This is a genomic window from Streptomyces sp. NEAU-W12 (genome assembly GCF_026242095.1).
In the GTDB taxonomy this organism is placed as follows: Bacteria; Actinomycetota; Actinomycetes; order Streptomycetales; family Streptomycetaceae; genus Streptomyces.
Map to the genome: position 1 here is coordinate 263,166 of NZ_JAPJDM010000003.1, position 23,808 is coordinate 286,973.

The following is a 23,808-nucleotide window of genomic DNA, read 5'->3' on the forward strand; positions in this document are numbered from 1 at the left end:
GGCGCCGCACATCCCGCACGCCCCTTCCTCCCGAGCGGAACTCGAGCCGTCGTCGAACCCGCCCGGCGAGGCTCGGGTGCGCCGCGCCGCCCGACGTCTCCCGGAGGACCCCCATGGCCGCCCCGCCCCAGCCACCCACCGCCCCGACCCCGCCTCCCGCCCCCGCCGCCGCCAAGAGCCCGCGCGCCGCGGCCGGCCCGGGCCTCCTGGGCCGCCCCCGCTGGTTCACCACGCTGTTCGGCACGGACATCTGGGAACGCTTCAGCTTCTACGGCATGACCGCGATCCTCGTCCTGTACGCGACGGAGGACACCGACCGCGGCGGCCTCGGCATGTCCGCCGGCGACGCCGCGATGCTGTACGGCGCCTACATGGCCGCGGTGTTCCTGGCCTCCGTCCCCGGCGGCTGGATCGGTGACCGCGTCCTGGGTGCGCACCGCGCCGTACTGCACGGCGGCATCCTGATCGGCCTCGGACACCTGTCGATGGCCGTGCCCGTCGCCTGGTCCCTCTACCCCGGCCTGCTGCTGATCGCCTGCGGCACCGGCCTGCTCAAGCCCAACATGGCGAGCCTGCTGAGTGCCTTCTACGACCGCGAGGACCGGGCGGGCCGGGACGCGGGCTTCGCCGTCTTCTACATGAGCGTCCAGGTCAGCGCCCTGCTGGCGCCGATCGTCGTGGGCGTGCTCGGTGAGGGCATCAACTGGCACCTGGGTTTCGGCGCCGCCGCGCTCGGCATGGGCCTGGGCCTGTTCCAGTACGTCCGTGGCGCCCGCCACTTCGGCACCACGGGCCGGGCACCGGAACGGTCCGCCACTCCGGCACAGCGCACGCGCGTGTTCCGCGTGAGCTTCGCCGCCACCGCACTCGTGGTCCTCGTCTACGGCGCCGACGCCGCGGCGGGCACGTTCCGGATGGGCCACCTGATGGCGCTGATCGGCCTGCTCTGCGTGGTGCTGCCGGTGGTCTGCTTCTGGCGGCTGCTGCGCAACCCGCTGCTGACCGCCGCCGAACGGGTCCGGGTGCGCACGTACACCTGGCTCTTCCTCGCCTCGGCCGTCTTCTGGGCGCTGTTCCTCCAGAGCGGTTCGGCGTTCGCGCTGTTCGCGAAGCACGCCACCGACCGCGAGGTGCTCGGCGGTACGGTGCCCGCCAGTTGGTTCCAGGCGGCGATCCCGCTGTTCGTCCTCGTCCTGGCGCCGCTGTTCGCCTGGCTGTGGACCCGGGCGGGCGACCGCGTCCCGACGGCGGCCAAGTACGCGGTCGGCATGGGCGCGGTGGCGGCGGCCTACCTGGTGATGGCCGTGGCCGCGACCCTCGTGGCGGACGGCGGCCGGGTGTCGCCGCTGTGGCTGCTGCTGTCCTTCCTGCTGCTGGCCGGAGGCGAGGTGGCCTTCGCCCCCATCGGGATGAGCGCCACCACGGCGATCGCCCCCGCCACCTTCGTCAGCCAGATGGTCGCCCTGTTCTGGTTGTCCGGTGCCCTCGGCGGCGGCATCGGCGGCAACGCCCTGAAGGCCTCCGGCGACCAGGTTCCGGGCCCCGTCTACTTCCTGGCCCTGGGCGCCGTGGCCCTCGTCACCGGCACCGTCCTGTTCCTCTGCCGCCGCCCCCTGACCCGCCGCCTGGGCGTCTGACCGCACCACCCGCGACCCGCGACCCCCCACCCGGTGGTAGTGCCTGCGCCACCACCGGGTGGGTCACTGGTGGGATGGGTTGGCGCGGGCGCGGGTTCTAGCGTCGGGGTGTTCCGCTTCACGCTCGCCCGGAAGGCGTTTCACCATGTCAGTGACCTCGGCCGACTTCGCCGTCAGCCTCGACCGCGTACGGAAGACGTACGGCGGTGATCAGCCGGTGGTGGCGTTGGACGACGTCGACGTCCGCTTCGCCCGGGGCACGGCGACCGCGGTGATGGGGCCGTCCGGCTCCGGGAAGAGCACGCTGCTGCACTGTGCGGCCGGGTTGGACCGGCCCGATGCGGGGACGGTCCGGATCGGGGCCACCGATCTCGCGTCGATGACGGAGAAGCGGCTGACCGAACTGCGCCGCAGCCGGATCGGCTTCGTGTTCCAGGCGTTCAACCTCGTCGGCGCCCTGAACGTGGAGCAGAACATCCTGCTGCCCTCGCGGCTGTCCGGGCAGCGGCCGGACCCGGCGTGGGTCGTCGAGGTCGTCGCCCGGGTCGGCCTCGGCGACCGGCTGCGGCACCGGCCCTCGCAGCTGTCCGGCGGCCAGCAGCAGCGGGTCGCGATCGCGAGGGCGCTGGTCACCCGCCCCGAGGTGATCTTCTGCGACGAGCCCACCGGCGCCCTCGACACCCGCACCGCGGCCGAAGTCCTGTCGCTGCTGCGGTCGGTGGTCGACCAGACCGGGCAGACCGTCGTCATGGTGACCCACGACCCGGTCGCCGCGTCCTACGCGGACCGGGTCGTCGTCCTCGCCGACGGGCGGGTCGTGCGGGACGTGCCGCAGCCCGGTGCCGAGCGGATCGCCGAGCAACTGGCCCACCTCGGCCGCCACCAGTCCGCCGTGCCGTCCGCCGAGCCGGCCGCCGCGCAGGCCTTCGCGCAGTCCGCCGCCCGGCCCGCCGCGCGCCGGGAGGGCTGACCCGTGCTCACTCCGGCCGCGCAGATGCTGCGCCACCGCAAGGGAAGCTTCGTGGCGACGTTCGCCGCCCTCGCCGCCGGCGTCGCCGTCCTCATGGCGTGCGCGCTGCTCGTGGAGTCCGGCTGGCGCTACCACGGTCAGTCGCAGCGGTACGCGGGGACGGTCGCCGTCGTCGCCGACCGGGACCTGACCGTGTCCGCCGAGATGTTCGGCGAGACCGAGTACACCACCGTCACGCTGCCCGAACGCGGCAGCGTACCCGCGTCGTTGACCGACAGGCTCGCCGCCGTGCCCGGCGTGGACCGCGCCGTCGGCGACCGCTTTCTCGCCGTCACCGCCGCGAGCGCCCCGGACGTGCCGGCCACCGGCCACGGCTGGGCGAGCGCAGCCCTCGCCCCGTACCGGACGGTCGACGGAAGCCCGCCCCGCTCCGAGGGGGAGATCGCCGTCGACGCCCGCCTCCTCGCCGGCACCGGGCTCGGCCCCGGCGACTCCACGGAGATCATCACCGGGGGAACGAGCCGTTCCTACCGGATCAGCGGGATCGTGGAGGCGGAGGGTGATCCCGACGCCACGGGCAGCGCGGCGCTCTTCTTCACCGACGCGCACGCCGCCCGCCTCGACCCGCACCCCGAACGCTTCGACGCCGTCGGCGTCCTCGCCGCCCCCGGCGCCGACCGCGACGCCCTCCTCGCCGGCGTCCGCGAGGTGACCGACGAGGCCGGGGCGACGACCTACACCGGCGACGACCGGGGCCTGGCCGAACAGCCCGAGGCGAGGGCCGCGCGGGACTTCACCCTGCAGGCCGGCGGCGCCTTCGCCGGTTACGCCGCGATGATCATCGCCTTCGTCGTCGCCGGCACCGTCGGCCTCTCCGTACGGCACCGCCGCCGCGACCTCGCCCTGCTCCGCGCCGTCGCCGCGACCCCCGGCCAGGTACGGCGGATGATCCTCGGCGAGGTCGGCCTGCTCACGGTCCTCGCCGCGGCCGTCGGCGTCCCCCTCGGGCTCGTCGTCACCGGACGGATCCGTGACGGACTCGTCGCCCGCGCCTTCGTCCCCGACGGTTTCACCGTGCAGGGCGGCCCGCTGTCCGGCGCGGCGGTCACTGCCGCCGTCGCCGCCGTGGCGCTGGCCTCCGCCTGGATCGCCGCGCTGCGCACCACCCGCATCCGGCCCACCGAAGCGCTCGGCGAGGCCGCCGTCGAACCCGGCCCCGGCAGCAGGGCACGGATGGTCACCGGCCTGGTGTCCCTCGCCGGGGCCGTGTCCCTGACCGGCTTCACCGGCGCCACCGACGGCCAGACCGCCCTCAACGCCGCGGTCGGCATGCTCTACACGTTCGTCCTGGCCACCGCCCTGCTGGCCCCCTGGATCAACCAGGCCGCCGCCCGGTTCCTCGGCCCCGTCCTGCGGGGCGTCTGGGGCAACAGCGGCTACCTCGCCGCCGCGAACCTGCGGGCCAACGCCCGGGGCACGGTCGCCGTCCTCACCGCGCTCGTGCTCTCCGTCGGCTTCGGCGGCTCCGTCTGGTTCCTCCAGGACAACCTCCAGCGCCAGACCGTCGTCCAGAGCCGCGACGGCACCCTCGCCCAGCACGCGCTGGTCGCCGGCACCGGCCTGCCCGCGTCCGCCACCGCAAAGGCCCGCCGCATCCCCGGCGTGGTCGCCGCGACGGGCGTGCGCCGTACCTCGGTCGTCGTGCCGAACGACCTGGGAGCCCAGGCCGTCGTCGCGCAGGGCATCGACCCGCGGGGCGCCGAACGCACCCTGGACCTGAAGGTACGGTCGGGCAGCCTCGCCGGCCTCGCGAAGGGCACCGTCGCGGTGTCCACCGCCCAGGCGGACGCGGCCGGCTGGGAACTCGGCACCGCGGCCCGGCTGTGGCTCGGTGACGGCACCCCCGTCACCCTGGAGGTCGTCGCCCTGTACGAGCGCGGCTGGGGCTTCGGCGACGTCACCCTCCACACCCGGACCCTCACCGGGCACACCGTCACCGGACTCGACGACCGGGTCCTCGTCCGCACCGCCCCGGACGCCGGCGCCGGCACCCGCGAGGCCCTGACCGACCTCGCCGGCCGCCACCCGGCCATCTCCGTCGTCGCCACCGGCACCCTCACCGGCGAACTCGCCCGCGACCTGGCCGTCAGCGGCTGGCTCAACAAGCTGCTCATCGCCGTCCTGGTGGGCTACGCGGCGCTCGCCGCCGCCAACACCCTGATCATGGCGGCCCTCGCCCGGACCAGGGAACTGTCCCTGCTGCGCCTGGTCGGCGTCACCCGCGGCCAGGTCAAGCGCATGGTCCACGCCGAGCAGGCCGGCCTGCTCGGCGTGGCGCTCCTCATCGGCGGGGCGATCGCCGCCGTCACCCTCACCTCGGTCGTCAACGCCGTCGCCGGACAGCGCATCCCGTACGTCCCGGCCGGCGGCTGGATCGCCATCACCGGCGGCACCGTCGCGCTCGCGCTGATCGCCACGATGCTGCCCGTCGGCCGGCTCCTGCGCACCCCGCCGGTCCGGGGCATCGGCATCCGGGAGTGAGGACGGAGCGTCCGGCGGCCGCGGCAGGCCGAGCCGGAACCCGTGATCCGGCCCCGTCGCGGCAGCGTCGGGGCCGGTCCCGTAACCGGCATCCCTGCGCTGATCGCCCTGCGCCGACCGGCCGTCACCGCTGCCGCCTGCTGCGCCAAGCCGGACCTGGCCCCCACCACCGGCCGCACCGGCCGCAGGGCTCCCGCCGTCCCCCACTACCTGGAGGGCGGCGCCGCCCGGCGCTCCCGACCGGTGGCACGGGCGTCCGGGCCGAGCGAGCGCGCGGTGACCTGCGCCACATGCCGGGTGAACACCTCACCGGCGTCGGGGGTGAGGGAGCGCAGGGCGACGAGCGCCGTGAGGGCGACATCGCACAACTCCGAACCGACGTCCTCCCAGGAATGCGTGGTGCCCTTGCGCGGGTTCTGCCCGGTCGCGCCGATCACCGCCTCGGCGACCTCGCCGACCTCCTCGGACAGCTTCAGCACACGCAGCAGCAGCGCCTCCCGGCCGTCGACCGCGCGGCGGGCGTCCAGCCAGGCGTGCAGGCCGTCGACGGCGTCCCAGAGACCGTCCGGCGACGAGGCGGGGGGCGGGGAGGAGGCCGCCGGGGGAGCGGCCGGGGACGGGGAGAAGGGGAAGGAGGGGGACACGGGCGGGTTCGGGATCGGGCTCGGATGCGTGTCGCTCATACGCCAGACCCTGGCACAGGGCGCCGACAACGCCCGACCGGCCGCCCGACCCGCCGGCCGTCAGTCGAACAGAACTTCCTGCTCGCCCTCCCGCGCCCTGCGCAGGCGCCGGCTGCGTGCGCCCACGACGACCGCCGTGGCCGCCGCGGTCGCGGCGAAGGCCGCGACGACCATCCAGTCCCGGTCGGCCGAGTGCCCGAGGGCGTGGTCCAGCGAGAGGCGGCCGGGCCCGGTGACGGCGAGGCCGGCCGCCGTCAGCCCCAGGGTCGCGGCGTGTTCGTAGCCGCCCTCCTGGTTGAAGAAGCCGTTGGGCGCGTGCACGGCGGCCGCGCCCGCCATCGCCCCGGCCGCCGCCGCACCCGCCGCCGGAGTGGCGAGGCCGAGTGCGAGCAGCGTGCCGCCGCCCGCCTCCGCGAGGCCCGCGGTCATCGCGCTGACCCTGCCCGGTGCGTAGCCGATGGTCTCCATGAACTGGCCGGTGCCCTCGATCCCGCCTCCGCCGAACCAGCCGAACAACTTCTGCGTGCCATGGGCCGCCAGGGCGCCGCCCGTCCCCAGCCGGAGCAGCAGCAGGCCCAGATCACGTCGGTCGTAACAGGTCACGTCGTCTCCCGGTCCCCGAGCAGTCCCAGTCCCCGAGCAGTGCCGGTGCCAGTCGCAGTCGCTTGGCGTGACCACCGTCGCACCCCGGCGTCCGGCCCTGCCTGCGGCCGTCCGCCGTTCGGGTGGTGCGGCCGGCGCTGGGGGCGGCCGCACGGCAGACCGACGCGGCAGCCGTCCCGCCCACCGGCGCGTACCCCGCGGTCCCCCGCGGGTCCGCCCCCTGCCGGTGCGGTGGAACGACTGCCGCCTCCTCCCCCTCGACGTGGTCTGCGGAGTCCACGGAAGCCATCGGCCCCACATGTGAGGCTTTCGTGCAGGAAGGCCGGGCGTACGCCCGCCACCGGCCCCCTGCTGCGGACCGTTGCCTTCCGTTGTGCGGCTTGCGGATTCCGGAGGGTCGGTCTCCGGATCGGCTCAGCCGGCTTCCCCGGGGTAGCGGACGCCGATGCGCTCCCGGATCGCGTCGAGCGTCCGCATCACCGCGAGCGTGCCGTCCAGCGGGACGAGCGGGGACTCGGTCTCGCCGGCCCGCAGGGCGCGCATCGCCTCGGCCGCCTCGTGCTTGAGGGTGTTGCGGGACCCGTCCGCCGGGTCCGCGGTGAACTCCTCCGCGTCCCGGCCCTCCCGGTGCAGCACGAACCGGTCCGGGAAGAAGAAGCCGTACGGGATGTCGATCCGGCCCTCGGAACCGGTGACCGACGCGGAGGTCGCGGTACCGCTGACGATGGAGCAGTGCACCGACGCGACGGCCCCGTTCTCCCAGGAGAGCAGCGCGCCCGTCTGGAGGTCTACCTTCTCCTCCGAGAGCGTGGCCTTCGCCACGACGTCCGACGGCTCCCCGAGCAGCAACTGCGTGAACGACACCGGATACACGCCCAGGTCCAGGAGCGCGCCGCCGCCCAGCGCCGGGTCCCGCAACCGGTGCGACGCGGGGACGTTCGCCGCCAGCCCGAAGTCGGCGTGCACCGTGCGCACCTCACCGATCGCGCCGTCGTCGATCAGCGCCTTCAGCCGCCGCACCATGGGGTGGCAGTACATCCACATGGCCTCCATCAGGAAGCGCCCCCGGTCGCGTGCCAGGCCGACCAGTTCCGTCGCCTCGCGCGCGTTGAGGGTGAACGGCTTCTCGCACAGCACGTTCCGCCCGGCCTCCAGGCACAGCCCGGCCGCGGTCCGGTGCGCCGAGTGCGGGGTGGCGACGTAGACGATGTCGACCTCCTCGTCCCGCGCGAGCGACTCCCAGTCGCCGTACGCCCGCGGTATCCCGAACCGCTCGGCGAACGCCTTCGCCGGCTCGGGCGACCGCGAGGCCACCGCCACGACCTCCGCGTCCGGCAGATCGACCAGATCCGCCGTGAACGTCGCGGCCATGCCGCCCGTCGCCAGAATTCCCCAGCGCACGTTCTGCCCTGTCATCCGTTCCGCCCTTGCTCGTTCGTGGTGCATGGTTCGTTCGTCGTTCGTGGTCCCGGTCACTCTTCCGTGGAACCGCTCCCATGACATCCTCGCGAACATCTTCACCCGGGAACGCCGCTCCGGGCGAGCACCCCGTACGGGCTGAGAGCATAGGGAGCCTACAAACCAGAGAGGGAGGGGCCACATGCCCGAGGGCGGGGCGTCCACATCCACCACGACATCGAGTACGGCGCCGGGCACGGCCACTGCGACAGCCACCGCGGGCAGGGGGAGCCCCCGCGGGAACCCGGGGACCCCGGTACGGGTGACCGGGGCGACCCGGGCGACCCTCCTGCTCACGCTCATCCTGGGCAGCCTGACCGCCACCGCCCCGCTGGCGATGGACATGTACCTCCCGGCGCTCCCCGAGGTCACCCGGTCGCTGGGGTCGACCGCGTCCACCGTCCAGCTCACCCTCACCGCCTGCCTGGCCGGTATGGCGCTCGGGCAGCTGGTGGTGGGACCGATGAGCGACCGGTGGGGGCGCCGCAGGCCGCTGCTCGTCGGCCTCGCCGCCTACATCGTCGCCACCGCGCTGTGCGCGATCGCGCCCAGCGTGGAACTCCTCATCGCCTTCCGGCTGGCCCAGGGCCTCTCGGGCGCGGCCGGCATCGTCATCGCGCGGGCGGTGGCCCGTGACCTGTACGACGGCGTGGCCATGGCCCGCTTCTTCTCCACCCTCATGCTGGTCTCCGGCGTCGCCCCGATCGTCGCCCCGCTCATCGGCGGGCAGGTGCTGCGGGTCACGGACTGGCGGGGTGTCTTCGTCGTCCTCACCGCCCTCGGCGTCCTGATGGCGGCCGTGGTGTGGGCGAAGCTGCCGGAGACGCTGGAGCCCGCCGAACGGCACCGCGGCGGGATCGGGGAGGCGCTGGGCTCGATGCGCGGGCTGCTCGCCGACCGGGCCTTCAGCGGCTACGTCCTCACCGGCGGCTTCGCCTTCGCCTGTCTCTTCGCCTACGTCGCCGCCTCCCCGTTCGTCGTCCAGGAGATCTACGGGGCCTCCCCGCAGACGTTCAGCCTGCTGTTCGGGATCAACTCGGTGGGCCTGGTGATCATGGGCCAGATCAACGGCAAGGTGCTGGTCGGCAGGGTCCGGCTGGACCGGGTGCTCGGCCTCGGGCTCGCCGTCGTCGTGACCGCCTCGACCGCGGTGCTGCTGATGGCGCTGGGCGTGTTCGGGGACGTCGGGCTGGCGCCGATGGCCGTCGCGCTGTTCGTGCTGATGTCCGCCATGGGCATCACCATGCCCAACACCCAGGCGCTCGCCCTGATGCGCGTCAAGCACTCCGCGGGCTCCGCGTCCGCCCTGCTCGGCACGTCGTCCTTCCTCATCGGTGCCATCGCCTCCCCGCTGGTCGGGATCGCGGGCGAGGACACCGCCGTTCCGATGGGCGTCGTCCAACTGACCGCGGCCCTGGTGGCGTCGGCCTGCTTCCTGGGAATGTGCCGCCCCTGGCGCGGGCGCACGGCCACGGACGACGGAATCACCCTGCGTCCCCGCGCGGCCGGCGGACCCGGCGGAAGCAGTACAGCCGACGGAACCGACGGAACCCGTGGTACCGGGAGAGCGGAGGCGGACAGCTGAGCGCACCGAGACTGCGTCACGGGACACCGGAACGGGCCGGGCTCGACCCCCGCGAACTCGCCGCCCTCGTCCGCGAGGTCCGCGCCCGCACCGCCGGGGAACACCTCTGGGCCGCCGGCGCCGTCGTGGTCGCCGGCCGGGGCCCGGTGCTCGCCGTGCGGGAGGCGGTGGGCTGGGCCGTACGGTACGCGGCGTACGACGAGCGGACCGGGGCCGCGGTGGAACTGCCGCCCGGCGACCGCGTGCCGATGGCCGTGGACACCCCCTTCGACCTGGCGTCCCTGACCAAACTGTTCACCTCGGTGGCCGCCGTCCAGCAGATCGAGCGCGGCACCCTGGGCATCGACGCCCGGGTGGGCTCGTACCTGCCGGACTTCCCGGCGGCCGTACGGCACGGCGTCACCGTCCGGCAGCTGCTCACCCACACCTCCGGGCTGCGCCCCGAACTCCCGCTGTACGACTGTGCCGACGACGCCGAGCGCCTGGCCCGGCTCCGCGCGGAGCGGCCGATCGGGGTGCCCGGCACGTACTGCTACTCCGACCTGAACATGCTGCTGCTCCAGCACCTCCTGGAGCGCCTCACCGGCCACGCCCTCGACGTGCTCGTCCGCGACGGCATCACCCGGCCGCTCGGCATGACCGCGACCGGCTTCGGCCCGTGCCCGGGCGCGGCGGCCACCGAGGACCAGCGGCGGCCCTGGGCCAAGGCGGACCGGGGCATGCTGCGGGGCGAGGTGCACGACGAGAACGCCTGGGCGCTCGGCGGTGTCGCGGGCCACGCCGGTCTCTTCTCCACCGGCCCCGACCTGGCGGTCTTCTGCCGCGCCCTGCTGGCGGGCGGCTCGTACGGCCCCGCCCGCATCCTCGGCCCCGACTTCGTGGACCTGCTCCTCGCCCCGCCCGGCCTGGGCTTCGCCGTGGACCAGCCGTGGTTCATGGGGGAGCTGGCCGGGCGGGGCGCGGCCGGCCACACCGGCTTCACCGGCACCTCCCTGGTGCTGGACCGCGCCACCGGCACCTACCTCGTCCTCCTCGCCAACACCGTCCATCCCCGCCGCCCGCAGGCCCCGTCCAACGGCCCCCGCGCGGCGGCGGCCACGCGCGTGGCCCGCGCGGTCCGGGGGAAGTGAGGGCCGCCCCGGCCCGGCGGGCCGTCGTGGCGAAACCGCCGACGTGCTCGGATCCGGTCCCGGCGTGGGCCCGTCCCTCCGCGGGCGTCCGTCCCGCTCCTGGGACTCCTCCCGACGACGGCCGCCGCGGTGGAGCGGGTGCGGCGTCGTGGCCGGTGGCGGGGGTCGTCCGCCCGCGCCGTAGAATCGCGAGGTGAACGCCCTCGCTCCCGCCTCGCCCGGCTCTCCCGCCGACACCCTGCGCGGCGCGCTCGCCGGGCTGCTCGACGGGCTTCCGCCGCGGCAGGCGGCGCAGGCCGTCGAGCGGCTGATCGCCACCTACCGGGGCGCCACCCCGACCGCGGCGCCCATCCTGCGCGACCGCGCGGACGTCGTCGCGTACGCCGCGTACCGGATGCCCGCCACCTTCGAGGCCGTACGGTCCGCGCTGACGGCGTTCGCCGACGCGGTGCCCGGCTGGACGCCCGGCGACCACCTCGACCTCGGCGGCGGAACCGGCGCCGCGGCCTGGGCGGCGAGCGCCACCTGGGACGGGAAGCGGCCGGTGACCGTCCTCGACTGGGCCGAGCCCGCCCTCGCCCTCGGCCGGGAACTCGCCGCCGCCCACCCCGCCCTCGCGGACATCCGCTGGCAGCGCTCCCGGATCGGCGCCGCGCTCACCCTCGAGCCCGCCGACCTCGTCACCGTCTCCTACGTCCTCAACGAACTGACCGGCGCCGACCGCACCGCCCTCGTCGACGCCGCCGCCGGTGCCGCCCGGGCCGTCGTGATCGTCGAGCCCGGCACCCCCGACGGCTACGCCCGCGTCATCGAGGCCCGCGACCGGCTGATCCGGGCCGGTTTCCGGGTCGCCGCCCCCTGCCCGCACAGTGCCGCCTGCCCGATCGTCCCCGGCACGGACTGGTGCCACTTCTCGGCGCGGGTCAGCCGTTCCTCGCTGCACCGCCAGGTCAAGGGCGGATCCCTCGCCTACGAGGACGAGAAGTTCAGCTACGTCGCCGCCACCCGCCTCCCGGCGAGCCCCGCCCCCGCCCGCGTCGTCCGCAAGCCGCAGATCCGCAAGGGCCAGGTCCTCCTCGACCTCTGCGAGACGGACCCGGCCCTGCGCCGCGCCACCGTCACCAAACGCCACGGCGACCTGTACCGGGCGGCCCGGGACACCGACTGGGGCGCGCCCTGGCCGCCGCCGGCCGGCGAGGCGTACTAGGTGTTCTGTCCCGGGAGGTCGTGAGAGCCGCCGGTATGGGCGAAGGCGCTGGGAGTCCGGCAGCCGACGATCGCGGGGGCCTCCTGGACGAGCGTGTCGTCGGTGAGCGCTTCCACCATGAACAGCGCGAAGTCCACCCGGCGCGTCAGGTTGCTGGCCAGGACCGGATCGCCCACGTGCCGGCTCCACACCGGCAGACCCTGGCTCTCACCTTCCTCCAGGCTGCTGCCGCGCACCACGGTCCACCGGGTGTCGCTGGCGAACACCCGTCGGCACGCCTCCACCTGGTCGTCGATCTCGACGGCGCGGACCAGCCTGCCCAGCGCGGCGGCGATCCGGACGCCCGTGGTGAACATCCGCGAGTACTTGTCCTTGCCGTCGCGCGTGATGTGCCAGCCGCAGGAGAAGACCAGGCGCGCACCCGGCCGTGCATGGTCGAGCACCGCCTGCGCCGTGCCCGACGCGTACTGCTGTACACCCCAGGGCACCAGGACCGTCAGCACCCCGTCGCACCCGGCGACCGCCCGCCGGATCACCTCAGGGTCGTTCGTGGGTCCGGGAACGACGGTCATCCGGCCTTCGAACCCGGCCAGTTTCGGCACGCTGCGCTCCCGGCACACGCCGACCACCTCGTAACCGCGTTCCAGCGCGTGCCCGACCATGTACTGCCCGAGCTTCCCCGAAGCCCCGACGACGCAGACCTTCTTCACACGATCCGTACCCATGGCACAGCCCTTTCACCGGAACGCTCACCTTATGTTGTAAGGCACGCTAGACTTACGCTGTAAGGCAGTCAAGGGGGGCGAACGGGAGGGTCGGATGCGTGAGGGAGGCAAGCGTCGGCGCGGGGCGTCGGCGCGCACCCCGCTCAGTCGCGAGCGCGTGATTCGTGCGGCGGTGGCGGTGGCGGACGAGAAGGGGGCGGCCGCGCTCACCATGCGGGCCGTCGCCGAACCGCTGGGAGTCGAGGCGATGTCGCTCTACCACCACGTGGCGGGCCGGGAGGACATCCTCGACGGCATGGTGGACGCGGTGTTCGGCGAGATCGACCTGCCGCCGCGCGACACGGACTGGAGAAGTGCCATGCGTCATCGCGCGGCCTCCGCCCGTGCCGTCCTCCGGCGTCACCGGTGGGCCATCGGCCTCATGGACTCCCGCTCCCGGCCCGGCCCCGCGACCCTGCGCCACCACGACGCCGTCATCGGGGCGTTGCGTGCCGGAGGGTTCTCCGTCCCCATGACCGCGCACGCCATCTCGCTGATCGACAGCTACCTGTACGGCTTCGTGCTCCAGGAACTGAGCCTGCCGTTCACGGGCGCGGCGGAGCTGGACGAGGTCGCAGGCGCCATCCTGCGCGAAATGCCCGCCGACACCTACCCCCACCTCACCGAACTGACCACCGAGCACGTCCTCGAGCCCGGCTACGACTACGCCGACGAGTTCACCTTCGGCCTCACCCTCATCCTGGACGCCCTCCACCCGGACGAGACCGCGGACGCCTAGAGGATCTTCATCACTCTTCCAGGCGGCTTCCTGTGCCAGTGGTTGATCCTCGGATGCAAGGTGACTTCTCCTGCTGGTGCGTCAGTTCCCCGTCAGGACCCGAAGCCGGAACCGCTGCTGTCGTCCGCCGGTGAGCGGGCGGTGTCGGAGCGGTGGACGCGTCGGGCGGCATCGGCCCGGGCGCTGGCCCCGCGCGCGGACCGGGCCCGCGCGCGGGCACGGAACCGCTCACGGCCACTGGAGCCAGTACGACAAGGGACCGTGCCCGCGCGCGCGGGCCCGGAGGTGCCGCCGGTCGTGGCGGCCGCCCGGGATCCGCGGGTGGCCGCCGGCACCGTCCGCAAGTGGCGGCGACGGTTCCTCGCCGACCGCCTGACGGCCTCGTTGACGAGCCCCGGCCGGGCCGGCCGCCCGCCATCAGTGTTGACCGGATGGAAGCGGTCGTGGTCACGTCCGGCCGGCTCCTCCTGGGGCAACCAGGTCGAGCGGTGGTTCGGCTTCCCGGCCGACCGGATGATCCGCCGCGGCGCCCACGAAGACGTACAGGCACTCGAAGCCGGCATCCGCCGCTGGGCCAAGGACCGGAACGAAGATCCCGAACCGTTCGTCCGGGCCGGGACCACCGAAGGGGCCCTCGATCCCCTCGTCCGCTTGTGCCGACGGACCTCCGGCGCAGGACACCGGGCCCGGTTCAGGCCCGGTTCCCGGGCTCTCCGGCGCTTCCTTCCCGTTGCTGCTCTTGCCGCTTTTCCTGCTCCCGCCGCTCCTGGAGCCCGCGCAGCAGTTCGCGCTTCCGGGACCGGGCGTCGAGCCCGCCGCCGATGCGGCCGCCGCGGCCGCCACCGCGCAGGGCCTCGCGGCCGAGGTGCTGTCGGGTGCCGCCGACGCCCAGCATGTTTCCGGATCCGCCTCGGGACATGGTGATCTCCATTCTTCAAGAACGTGACGATACGTATCGTCTCGCTCAACCTCCCCCCACTCTCAGGCGAGACGTATCGTCTTGTCAACCTGGTAAATTCGAGACATGGCCTCGAACAGCTCCTCGTCCCCCGACTCCACCCGCCGCAGCGAGCGCTCCCGCCGCTCCATCTACGACGCGGCCATCGCCCTGGTCGTGGAGGTCGGCTACCCGAAGACCACGATCGAGGGCATCGCCGCCCGGGCCGGCGTCGGCAAACAGACGATCTACCGGTGGTGGCCGTCGAAGGCGGACGTCCTGCTGGAGGCCTTCCTCGACCTCGGCGAGCAGACCGCCCGCACCGCCGCGGAGGAGCGCGGGACCGTCGAGGACGGGCGAGGAGGGCCGCAGGGCCAGGGCATCCCCGACACCGGGGACCTCGCCGCCGACCTCAAGTTCGTCCTGCGCGCCACGGTCGACGAGCTGCACAACCCGGCGTTCGAGGCGCCCACCCGCGCCCTGGCCGCCGAGGGCGTCGTCAACGAGGAGCTCGGCCGGAGGTTCGTCGCCAAGCTGCTGGAGCCCTCGCTCCAGCTCTACGTCGACCGGCTGCGCTCCGCGCAGGAGGCGGGCGACGTCCGCCCCGGGATCGACCCGCGCATCGCCCTGGAACTGTTCGTCTCACCACTCGCCCAGCGCTGGCTGCAGTACACCGGGCCGATCTCCTACGAGTACACCGACACCCTCGTCGACTACGCCCTGGGCGGCATCGCACCCCGCTGACCGGGCCCGGTACCGAAGGGCGAGCGCGCCGCACGGGCATACCTTCCACCCTGTGGGGCACCCCTCGTCACGTCCGGGCCCCGCTTGTCCCGGCTGCGCCGATTATGGGCTCCGGCCCCCGGAGGCGCAGGATGATGAGACCATGGGGCATGCTGTGCAGCACGACGGCGAGGCGAGGAGCTAGATGAGCGCGGAGTTCGGCGGTAGGACCGGCAGGCAGGGCAAACTCTCCCGATGGCTGCGCGGGCGCCGCCCGGAACCGGCCGTCGACGAAGGCGGCCGCGAGGCTCTGCTGCTCGCCGCCGCCGGTGCGGGACTCCCGCTCGCGCCCGCCGCCCACCCGGCCGGATACGGCTGTTCCTGCGACCGCGTCGGCTGTCCCACTCCCGCCCGGCACCCCGTCTCGTTCGCCTGGCAGACGCAGTCCACCACCGACCGCTCCCAGATCGAGCGCTGGGCCCGCCACCAGCCGCAGGCCAACTTCATCACCGCGACCGGCATGGTGCACGACGTACTCGACGTGCCCCTCGAAGCCGGTCACGAGGCGTGGGAGCGCCTGCTGGAGGCGGGGGTCGAGGTCGGTCCCGTCGCACAGAGCGACGACGGCCGCATGCTGTTCTTCACCCTCACCCGGGGCACCCCCGAGGACGAGGACGAATGGTGGCCGTGCGAGCTGGACTGCCACCCCGAGACGATGGACGAGCATCCGGGCCTGCGCTGGCACTGCCGCGGTTCGTACGTCCTGGTGCCGCCCGCGCGGCTGCCCGGCGACGACAGCCGGTCGGTGCACTGGCTCCGCGGCCCCGAGCATCCGCTGCCCGACCCGTTGAGCCTGCTGGAATACCTCACCGACGCCTGCGCCCGCCACGTCGGCGAGCACCCCGACCAGGCGGCCGCCGCGGCCTGGCCCTCGCGCCGCTGACCCGCCGCGGCACCCCGGTCCCCCGCGGTCCGGTCACGCCGCAGGGCGGCGACGGCGGCGGACGCGCTACTCGCCCTTCGCCGACGTCAGCCCCTGGATCCGCCCCAGGACCTCCACCTCGCCGTCGCCACCGCCGGCGTCGCCCGGGGCCAGGGCCACCTCGTTGGACACGAACTCCATCGTCAGGGTCTGCCGTATCTCGCCGGTGGTCAGCGCCAGTACGTCCTTGTTCGGCGTCGGCACGGACGTCCCGGCGGCGGCCGTCTGCTTCTCGAAGTGGCGCGTGGTGAAGAAGACCAGCGCCCCGCCGTCCCCGGTACGCAGCGCCAGCGGCGCGTAGTCGCCGTTCGTCATCGGCTCGTCGATGTACTGCGTGGCCAGCCCCGGCCGGGCCGACTGCTTGGTCCGCAGCGCCCGCCACGCGCTGGTGTGCGGCCCCTCGGCGAAGGCGGCGCTGCCGCCGTCCTCGCCGTTCTTCAGATAGGTCGCGTACGCCGCGCTCAACTCGCCGGGCGGTACGGCCACGTCGGTCGCGTTCGCGGGCACCGCCTCGGCCCAGCCGTCCTCGTCCACCGCGAACCCGGGCATCTCGTCCGGGGCGACCAGCGTCAGATACGCCGCCTGCCAGGTCTCGTCCAGCCCGCTGCGCGTGAACACCAGCAGCCAGCGGGAGTCGCCGCCCTTGTTGCCGGCCGCGTCCGCGAGGAACCAGCGGGGCCAGCCGGCCTTCTTGGGGATGGTGAACTTCGCGTCGGTCAGCTTCAGCGGCGCGTGCCGGGGATTGCCGTCCGGGCTGTTGGCCTTCCCGGCCGTCAGCCGCGCCGTGTCGATGTCGGCGAGCGCACCGGTGGTGTGGTCGGCGTCCAGGGAACTGTCGTACGCCTTGTCGGCCTTGTTGTAGGCGGCCGTGAACTCCTGGAGTGCCGTGGCCGCTTCGGCGCGGGTGGTGGCCGGAAGCACCTCCCGCTCACCGTGCACCACCACGCAGCCGCTCGCCGTCAGCGACAGAGCGGTCACCGAGGCGGCCGCGGTCAGCACGCTCCGGTCGAACCCGCGGAACCCGCGGAACCCGCGGAACCCGCGGAACCCGCGAAGCCTTCGAAGGCCGAGATACCTGCTCATCCGGATCCTTCACCTTCCCCTTCCCGGAGCCGAACCCTACCGGGGCGGGGTGCGGCGCGAACGCCGGGACCGGACACAGCGGCCACACCGTGACCCGGCGCGGGACCCGCCCGGGCGGGGGAGCGTGGGGAGGGGGCGTGACGGCGCGGCCGGGAAGGGCGCCCCCGACAGGGGAGGCGCCCTTCCCGGTCCTCACGTCCTGTACGTCCTACCGGTCGAAGGCAGGCAGGGCGAACCGGGCGACGAGCGGGAAGCCGTCCTCCCGGGCGCTCTTGGCGTTCACCGAGTACACCACCGTCCGGGACAGGTCCCGGGTCGCGGCCAGCACCGTGTGGTAGCCGGGACGGGACCCCGTCTTGCCCCAGATCTCCGTCCCGTCGTGGACGAAGCGCTGCAGCGCCATGCCGTAGGACGCGCCCTCGACGTCGGGGACGACGAACATCTGGTCCAGGAGCGGCTGCGGCACCACCCGCCCCCGGAACAGGGCCACCAGGAACCGCTCCAGGTCGGCGGTGGTGGAGATCATGTTGCCGACCGCCCAGCGGTCGGACATGTTCCACTCCGTGACGTCGGTGGTCCGGCCGCCGATGTCCGTGTAGGCCCGGTGGTGCGGGCCGTGGACACGCGGGTCCGGCCCGGCGGGGAAGCCGGTGTGCCGCATGCCCAGCGGACGGAGGATCCGTACGTCGGCCTGGTGCTCGTAACGGTCGCCCGTCACCTTCTCGACCAGCAGGCCGAGCACGGTGTAGTCGATGTTCTGGTACACCTGCCGCTTCCCGGGCGTGAAGGCCGGCCCCTTCGCGACCGCCGTGGCCGCCACCCGCTCGGCATCGAGGGTCCGGAACCGGTGGGGGTACATCTCCTCGGTGGTCGAGCCGAGGTTCGCCCCGGGCCGCAGACCGCTGGTGTAGGTGAGCAGGTGCCGTACGGTCGGCGGCTCGGTGAAGGAGGCCGGCAGCAGACCGGGCAGATAGCGGGTGAGGGGCGCGTCGAGCTCGACCCGTCCCTCCGCGACGAGCTGGAGCACCAGCGCCGCGGTGACCACCTTGGTCGTCGACCCGGCCCGGAACCGGGCGTTCTCCAGAGCCGGGGCCCCGGTCCGCAGATCCCGCACCCCGGCGGCCCCCGCCCAACTCCCCTCGCCCCCGACCCGGACGAGAGCGGCCGAGACGTCCCCGTCGGGGAGTCCGGTGAGGGCCTTCTCCAGAGCGCCGACGTCGGGACCGGCAGGGTCGGGAGCGACTCCGACGGACGAGACGGCCGCCGCGGAAGCCGGCCCGGGGGGACGGGCGGCGGACACCCCGGCAAGGGGGCCGAGAGCCAGCCCGGCCAACAACGCGGAGGAAACGGCGATACGGACAGGGCGACGGGCATTCATGTACGGGTTCTCCTGCTTCCCAGGGGGCAGCGCTTCGGACGGACTCCATCCTGGCGAGCACGCACGCCACCGGGATCCTGCGCGAAGAGGAGCCCAACCCCTCATGTCCGGGGCCCGGTTCTCCGGGTGACCCCTGGTTGCACAGGCTGCTTGAACGGATCGTTTAAAATAATCTGTTGGTAAGTGGCCGTGGGGCGCTGCATCCTTCTCCCATGCAGTCGACTCCCGAACAGTGCCCCGAGCCCCACCCCGACCCCTTCACGCCCCAGCACCCGGAGCAGGCGCGGGCGCAGCGCGCCCACGCGTCCCTGTTCCGCATCGCCGAGCGGCACGCGGCCACCGACGAGCAGCGCCGCCGGCAGGTCCACCCCTCGGTCCTCGGCCCGCACGAGGCCGTCCGGCTCGTGTCGTTCCTGCTCAGCGGGGCCGCACAGGTGGACGACGGTGAACCGGAGGTGGACCGGGCCGACGTCACGGCCGCGCTGAGCCTGGTGCCCCTGGTCCGCGGGGAGCTGGACGAACTGGAGACCGGCCTCCTCCAGATGGCCCGAGGCCGCGGGATGACCTGGCAGGACATCGCCTTCGGCCTCGGCCTCGGTACCCCCCAGGCGGCCAGGCAACGCTACGAACGCCTGGTCGGCCGCACGGCGGCCGCCGAGGAAGGCCCGGAGTAGAAGGGCCCGCGGTACGCCTCCGTGCACCTCGCGCTTCAAGACATTCGATCAGGCGGTCATCGTGAACTCAGCACCGTTCCGACTCCGCGTGATCCGCGACGATCTCCACGTGGAGAACGCCTTTCTCCGGGCCCTCCACAACGAGGTATGCGGTTGTTCCGCCCACCGACTTGGTGAAGCAGCCGGGCACCGTCCCGCCGCCGGCCGCGGCCCCAGGCCGCCAGCCGTCGGCCTGGGCAGCCTTCCGGTAATGCCGCAAAGCCGTCCTCGGTGAGCTGTCGTGCGGGTATTGCCTCCCCACGACCACGAAGCGGTCGTCGTCGTCGCACTCCTGGTAGCGGTTCGCCCGGCCCGCCCCGTCCGGCGCTGTGTCCAGGACCGTCTCGTGGGCCATCGCCTCGGCGAGCCGGTCCTCTCCCTCGCCGCAGCCGTAGGCGGTCAGGAAGTACACCGCGGGCAGGCCCACCAGCAGCAGCCCCGAAGCGGCCACGGCGGCAGCCAGTCTGGATCCCGTCCCGATTTCCCTCATGCCGAAGCACGTTAGCCCACCACCGCGAAGGCAGGAGCGGAGGTGTCAGGCGACCGGGCGTGCTTCCCGCGCCCGCAGCGTGCGTGCGAGCCGACCGAGCAGGACGGCGTTGAACAGTCCGGACAGAGCCGCACCGGCGGAGAAGAGCAACGGACCCAGCCAGGCGAGCGAGGAGCTCCATTCGGCGGGGGACGCCACCGGGAGGGCGACGATGCTGAGCGGTGCCGTGGTCATGAGCGGCCAGATCCCGGCGAACCCCGGGTCCGGCAGCAGGTACGCGGCGACGAGGAAGAACCCCAGCGACGACGCGACCACGGCGAGATACCCGCGCGCGAGCCAGTTGTCCATTGCGGGGGCCAGTAGGGACCGAGCCCTGCGCACACCAGGGCTCGCACGGCGAGCAGTGTCCGTTCCCTCCCGCTCCGAGGGGCCGGAGATACGCGGGAGGGACTCACGCGAGCCGGGCGACACGGTGATCGTGGATTTCGCGAGGAGAGCGCCGAGCACGGCGGCGTTCACGAAGGCACACAGAAGGAGCCATGCGGCCCAGAAGGTGATGGCCGGCACCTCGACCGCCTCGCCACCCTCCGCGCCCGGACCGAAGGGCAGAACCGCAGCCAGGAGGGAGAGAGGCGCCGTGAGCAGCAGAGGGATCGAGGCGAAGCCGTTCTCCGGGAAGAGGAACATGGCCGGTACGGAGAGAGCGAGGACAGCCAGATAGCTCCTGGCAAGCCAGTTGCCCGTGGCGAGCGCAAGGAGCCGGTGCGGGAGGCTGCGCGGGCGGGAGTCGTTCGGCATCGCGGGTTCCTTCAGGTCGGCCCAGGCTTGGCGCTCTCAACGGTGGACCGGAACTCCCGTGCGGGGATGAGTACACGTACTCACCCCCGCACGGGAGTTCCGGAAAGTGCTCCACCCTCGTCCACGGCGGTCGTTTCCGGGTGGCATTCTGGGGCCATGCGCCCCTGGACCCTCTCCACCGGGAGCGACCTTCGGCATCTGCTCAACGAATGGGATCCGATCGGCGTCGCCGACCTCGTCCAGGACGAGTACGCCTGCATGCCGGCCCCCTTGCTCCAGCGGCTCCGTGGCGGTGCGAGCCAGACGGAGATCGGTGAGTTCCCGCGGCGCGAACTGGAGGATCACTTCGGGCTTGATCCCCTGGGTCTGCGGCTCGAAGCGATGGCCGCCCGAGTGATCGCCTGGTGGGCGGCTGCCGACCGGCCGGGCACTGAGCCTTTTCCATCTTGATCAGGCGGCGAGTTCGAGGGTGACGACGGCTCGGACGGCGGCGGTGATCCGGGTGGTGCTGCAGCGGAGCTTCCGCAGGAACCGCCAGGACTTGAGGATCGCCATGACGCGTTCACCGAGGCTGCGGATCTTCGCGTGGTCCCGGTTGTGACGCCGACGCCGGCCGCGCAGGTGCTTGCCACGGATCGGGACACGGACAGCAGGGCCGGCGCCCTGGTACGCCTTGTCGGCCGAGCACTTGATGTCCTCCGCGGCGAGGGCGGCGGGAATGCCGTGGGCCCGCGCCGCGGTCAGGTCGTGGGTGGCCCCCGGCAGTGCGTCCGAGACCCAGACCAGGCGTCCGGCGGGATCAGCGAGGACCTGCACGTTCATCCCGTGGTGCTTCTTCTTCCCGGAGTAGTACGGCTGGTCGGCGGCGATGCGGTCGATCGGCAGCACGGTGCCGTCGAGGATCACGTACGCCTTCTTCCCGACAGTAGCCATGGCCTGTTCCGGCGTGGGCGCGAGAGCGGCCAGGAGGTCGACGGCCTCGCGTATGCAGCGGTAGGCCGTGGCGATCCCGATGCGGAAGCCTCCGGCGAGCCGCGCGTAGGTGTCGCCGCACCGCAGGTGGGCCAGAACGAGCAGGGCCTGCCGGCCGCAGGTCAGGCGACGCCACCGGGAGCCGATCCGACGACGGTGACCTGCGAGAAGACCGGAGAGGTGCTGCAGGGTACGGCTGGACAGATCGATGCCGGACGGACAAACAAGCACGCGAAAGCTCCTGGCGGACTGGTGATCTTGATCGTGAACCCGTCTACCAGGAGCTTTCTCCGTGCCTGCTGCTGGGGTGCCAGTCCAACCACAGGACGTCCGGTGCGGCAAAACCACCGGATTCGGCCGCTTCCCCTCGCGCCGCTTCGGCATCAGCGCCGCCTGGCTCGAACTCAGCCTCGCGACGATCGACCTCCTCGCTTGGACCCACGTCCTCCTGCTGGACGGCGAACTCGCGACTGCCGAACCCAGGAAACTCTGCTACCGGCTCCTGCACGTCGCCGCCCGGATCACCCGGGGCGGCCGCCGCATCCCTCCGCATATCCGCGACTTGGCCCTGGCGACATGAACTCGCCGCGGCATTCCACCGCCTGACCGCACTATCCCGCCCCGCCAGCCGACCTGCCGTCCCCGCCCACCTCGACCCAAGACCCTGGAAAACCCGACCCCGCGTCAGGCTCTCACCATGCCCACCGGCCGACACGACCTCAAGCAACCTCGCTCCCCGCCCAGCAGCCCCAACTGAAACGGCGAGGCTAGGCGGGTCGAGGCCCAGCACCGCGGCAGAGACGTCACCTTCGCCGAGGACGCCTCCCGGTTGCGGACCGGGAATACACCCTGGGCGATGGCGACCTGCAGAAACCTCGCGATCGGAGCCTCCGCCTCGCCGGCATCCGCGACATCGCCGCCGGCCTCCGACGGGCAGCCCGGGGCCAAACCCGCGCCCTCACTCTTCTCGGTCTCACATGATCAAAACGGACGAGGCCGACTACACCGAAGCCCTGGGCCCGTCCCCCGTGCGAGCTACGGAAAAGTGTCCACTTCCGGGTGACGATTCCGGGCCGCCGGATCCGTAGCTTCGGAGTCCGAAGACACCGCCACGATCGTGAGGTTGCGGTTTTGATGAAGTAACAGCGCGACCGTGTTCGGCACGTGACCACTCTGATCGCCGCAGGAGCACTGTCCGAGCCGTCGTCACCCTCGAACTCGCCGCCGTTGCGGGCCTCCAGCGCGACCGCGTCCGCGGTCAGGGCCCCGGCCCGTAGCGCGGTGGCCAGGCCGGCGACGATGTGCCCGTGCGCGAGGTGGCGCCCCAGCAGGAGCACCTCGATCAGAGCCCGGGTGCCCTCGGCGTCGCCGTGAGCCCTGACCGCCGCAGCCCACCAGGCGTCGTGGACCGGAGTGAACTTTCCGGCAGAGCGGGCCTGGTCGCGTGCAGTCACACCGGGAAAGGCACCCGGCGTGCGGACCAGTGAGCCCTTTCCAACCTGCGGGTGGTGCTTGGTGGTTGGGCTGACAACGTGGTGAAGCCCCTGGTAGACGGGTTTTCGACCAAGAAACCGTCTCCACCGGAGGCTTCACGTGCTTGTCTACCCGTCCGGACTGGACGTGTCCAGCTCTGCTCTTCGCTTCCTCACGCAGCAGTTGCGGCGGCACCGCCGTGCGACCGCCTCCCGTTGGCGGCGTCTGAGCGCCGGCCGCCAGGCCCTCCTCACGCTCGCCCACCTGCGGGTGGGACACACCTATGCCCAGCTCGCGGCCGGATTCGAGGTCGCAACCACGACCGCATACCGCTACGTCACCGAGGCCGTCGACCTCCTGGCCTCCCTCGCCCCCACCCTGGCCGACGCCGTGCGCACCGCGTCGACGAAGGCATACCTGCTCCTGGACGGCACGCTCCTGCCGATCGACCGCATCGCCGCAGACCGACCCTCCTACTCCGGCAAACACAAGAGGCACGGGATGAACGTGCAGGTCCTCGCCGATCCCTTCGGCCGTCTGCTGTGGGCCGCCCCCGCCCTGCCCGGAGCTGTCCACGACGTCCGCGCGGCCCGCGAACACGGCATCGTCGACGCCCTCACCGAGGCCGGTCTCCAGTGCTGGGCGGACAAAGGTTACCGGGGTGCCGGCGGCACCGTCCGGATCCCGTGCTGGGGACGGTGGGAGGCCCTCTCCACAGGCCAGAAGGCGGTGAACCGGTCCCACGCGAAGATCCGGGCACTCGTCGAGCAGGCCGTCGCCACCCTCAAGTCCTGGCGGCTCCTCCGCAGACTGCGGTGCTCGACCACTCGGATCACCCGCCTCGTCCAGGCCCTCCTTACCCTGCATCTGGCCAGCTCGGACCGATGATGGAAAAGCCTCACTGTGTCCGGGCGACCGCCGTACAAGCAGGCACCAGCGGTG

22 protein-coding genes and 1 pseudogene are annotated in these 23,808 nt (G+C 73.1%); 13 read left to right on the forward strand and 10 right to left on the reverse strand.

The genetic code is table 11. The features are described from left to right. Positions 1 to 113 precede the first annotated feature (113 nt). The 3 genes from ORI94_RS05465 (at position 114) to ORI94_RS05475 (ending at position 5,148) form a co-directional block, all read left to right on the forward strand. Positions 114 to 1,637, forward strand: a complete 1,524-nt coding sequence (locus ORI94_RS05465; RefSeq protein ID WP_266072966.1) for a peptide MFS transporter — start codon at positions 114 to 116, stop codon at positions 1,635 to 1,637. Positions 1,638 to 1,782: 145 nt separating this feature from the next. After that, positions 1,783 to 2,607: an ABC transporter ATP-binding protein gene (locus tag ORI94_RS05470; protein WP_266072968.1), complete on the forward strand. Its 825-nt coding sequence runs from the start codon at positions 1,783 to 1,785 to the stop codon at positions 2,605 to 2,607. Between the two features lie 3 nt (positions 2,608 to 2,610). After that, on the forward strand, positions 2,611 to 5,148 hold the full coding sequence (locus ORI94_RS05475; protein WP_266072970.1) for an FtsX-like permease family protein: 2,538 nt from the start codon (positions 2,611 to 2,613) through the stop codon (positions 5,146 to 5,148). 206 nt (positions 5,149 to 5,354) lie between these two features. Here ORI94_RS05475 and ORI94_RS05480 read toward each other — a convergent pair whose 3' ends face one another. The 3 genes from ORI94_RS05480 to ORI94_RS05490 all read right to left on the reverse strand — a co-directional run bounded on the left by ORI94_RS05480 (position 5,355) and on the right by ORI94_RS05490 (position 7,850). Further along, on the reverse strand, positions 5,355 to 5,831 hold the full coding sequence (locus ORI94_RS05480) for a MazG-like family protein (protein WP_416237778.1): 477 nt from the start codon (positions 5,829 to 5,831) through the stop codon (positions 5,355 to 5,357). A 60-nt stretch (positions 5,832 to 5,891) separates the two neighbouring features. After that, positions 5,892 to 6,434, reverse strand: coding sequence for a DoxX family protein (locus ORI94_RS05485; RefSeq protein WP_266072972.1), 543 nt, complete (start codon positions 6,432 to 6,434; stop codon positions 5,892 to 5,894). Between the two features lie 414 nt (positions 6,435 to 6,848). Continuing rightward, entirely contained in the window at positions 6,849 to 7,850 is a 1,002-nt protein-coding gene (locus tag ORI94_RS05490) for a Gfo/Idh/MocA family protein (protein ID WP_266072974.1), read from the reverse strand. 184 nt (positions 7,851 to 8,034) lie between these two features. Here ORI94_RS05490 and ORI94_RS05495 point away from each other — a divergent pair, with 184 nt between their 5' ends. The 3 genes from ORI94_RS05495 (at position 8,035) to ORI94_RS05505 (ending at position 11,814) form a co-directional block, all read left to right on the forward strand. Beyond that, positions 8,035 to 9,477: a multidrug effflux MFS transporter gene (locus ORI94_RS05495; protein WP_266072976.1), complete on the forward strand. Its 1,443-nt coding sequence runs from the start codon at positions 8,035 to 8,037 to the stop codon at positions 9,475 to 9,477. 11 nt (positions 9,478 to 9,488) lie between these two features. Continuing rightward, the gene (locus tag ORI94_RS05500; protein ID WP_266073231.1) at positions 9,489 to 10,607 is read left to right on the forward strand and encodes a serine hydrolase domain-containing protein; all 1,119 of its coding nucleotides are present in this window, start codon (positions 9,489 to 9,491) and stop codon (positions 10,605 to 10,607) included. 193 nt (positions 10,608 to 10,800) lie between these two features. Next, positions 10,801 to 11,814, forward strand: a complete 1,014-nt coding sequence (locus tag ORI94_RS05505; protein WP_266072977.1) for a small ribosomal subunit Rsm22 family protein — start codon at positions 10,801 to 10,803, stop codon at positions 11,812 to 11,814. Here ORI94_RS05505 and ORI94_RS05510 read toward each other — a convergent pair. Further along, a complete protein-coding gene (locus tag ORI94_RS05510; protein WP_266072978.1) occupies positions 11,811 to 12,539 on the reverse strand; it encodes an NAD(P)-dependent oxidoreductase in 729 nt (242 codons plus the stop codon). The two genes, ORI94_RS05505 and ORI94_RS05510, sit on opposite strands and share 4 nt — an antisense overlap. 94 nt (positions 12,540 to 12,633) lie before the next feature. Here ORI94_RS05510 and ORI94_RS05515 point away from each other — a divergent pair, with 94 nt between their 5' ends. Further along, complete coding sequence (locus tag ORI94_RS05515; RefSeq protein WP_266072979.1) at positions 12,634 to 13,317, forward strand: TetR/AcrR family transcriptional regulator; 684 nt, start codon at positions 12,634 to 12,636, stop codon at positions 13,315 to 13,317. Positions 13,318 to 14,008: 691 nt separating this feature from the next. Here the strand turns inward: ORI94_RS05515 and ORI94_RS05520 are convergent. After that, positions 14,009 to 14,236 carry a DUF6243 family protein gene (locus ORI94_RS05520; protein ID WP_266072982.1) on the reverse strand — a complete coding sequence of 76 codons (228 nt, stop codon included), beginning with the start codon at positions 14,234 to 14,236 and terminating at the stop codon, positions 14,009 to 14,011. Positions 14,237 to 14,341: 105 nt separating this feature from the next. Here ORI94_RS05520 and ORI94_RS05525 point away from each other — a divergent pair, with 105 nt between their 5' ends. Then, a complete protein-coding gene (locus ORI94_RS05525; protein WP_266072984.1) occupies positions 14,342 to 14,998 on the forward strand; it encodes a TetR/AcrR family transcriptional regulator in 657 nt (218 codons plus the stop codon). Positions 14,999 to 15,182: 184 nt separating this feature from the next. Beyond that, positions 15,183 to 15,920, forward strand: coding sequence for a bifunctional DNA primase/polymerase (locus ORI94_RS05530; protein ID WP_266072986.1), 738 nt, complete (start codon positions 15,183 to 15,185; stop codon positions 15,918 to 15,920). A gap of 66 nt (positions 15,921 to 15,986) precedes the next feature. Here ORI94_RS05530 and ORI94_RS05535 read toward each other — a convergent pair whose 3' ends face one another. Both ORI94_RS05535 and ORI94_RS05545 read right to left on the reverse strand, forming a co-directional pair. Next, positions 15,987 to 17,042 (reverse strand): hypothetical protein, encoded by a 1,056-nt coding sequence (locus ORI94_RS05535; RefSeq protein ID WP_416237779.1) that lies wholly within the window; start codon positions 17,040 to 17,042, stop codon positions 15,987 to 15,989. Positions 17,043 to 17,250: 208 nt separating this feature from the next. Next, positions 17,251 to 18,420, reverse strand: coding sequence for a serine hydrolase domain-containing protein (locus tag ORI94_RS05545; RefSeq protein WP_266072988.1), 1,170 nt, complete (start codon positions 18,418 to 18,420; stop codon positions 17,251 to 17,253). A 212-nt stretch (positions 18,421 to 18,632) separates the two neighbouring features. Between ORI94_RS05545 and ORI94_RS05550 the strand changes: the two genes are divergently transcribed. Then, entirely contained in the window at positions 18,633 to 19,094 is a 462-nt protein-coding gene (locus ORI94_RS05550) for a DNA-binding protein (protein WP_266072989.1), read from the forward strand. Between the two features lie 67 nt (positions 19,095 to 19,161). Here ORI94_RS05550 and ORI94_RS05555 read toward each other — a convergent pair whose 3' ends face one another. Further along, the gene (locus tag ORI94_RS05555; RefSeq protein ID WP_266072991.1) at positions 19,162 to 19,623 is read right to left on the reverse strand and encodes a hypothetical protein; all 462 of its coding nucleotides are present in this window, start codon (positions 19,621 to 19,623) and stop codon (positions 19,162 to 19,164) included. A 45-nt stretch (positions 19,624 to 19,668) separates the two neighbouring features. Then, the gene (locus ORI94_RS05560; RefSeq protein ID WP_266072992.1) at positions 19,669 to 20,421 is read right to left on the reverse strand and encodes an SCO4225 family membrane protein; all 753 of its coding nucleotides are present in this window, start codon (positions 20,419 to 20,421) and stop codon (positions 19,669 to 19,671) included. Between the two features lie 156 nt (positions 20,422 to 20,577). On the opposite strand from ORI94_RS05560, the gene ORI94_RS05565 reads away from it, so the two are divergent. Next, complete coding sequence (locus ORI94_RS05565; protein WP_266072994.1) at positions 20,578 to 20,871, forward strand: hypothetical protein; 294 nt, start codon at positions 20,578 to 20,580, stop codon at positions 20,869 to 20,871. Here the strand turns inward: ORI94_RS05565 and ORI94_RS05570 are convergent, their stop codons facing one another. Then, positions 20,872 to 21,624, reverse strand: a complete 753-nt coding sequence (locus ORI94_RS05570) for a transposase family protein (RefSeq protein WP_266072996.1) — start codon at positions 21,622 to 21,624, stop codon at positions 20,872 to 20,874. A 97-nt stretch (positions 21,625 to 21,721) separates the two neighbouring features. Between ORI94_RS05570 and ORI94_RS05575 the strand changes: the two are divergent. After that, a pseudogene (locus ORI94_RS05575) lies at positions 21,722 to 22,016 on the forward strand (transposase); the annotation flags it as partial. Between the two features lie 970 nt (positions 22,017 to 22,986). Then, positions 22,987 to 23,754: a transposase family protein gene (locus ORI94_RS05585; protein WP_266072998.1), complete on the forward strand. Its 768-nt coding sequence runs from the start codon at positions 22,987 to 22,989 to the stop codon at positions 23,752 to 23,754. The last annotated feature ends 54 nt before the right edge of the window (positions 23,755 to 23,808 follow it).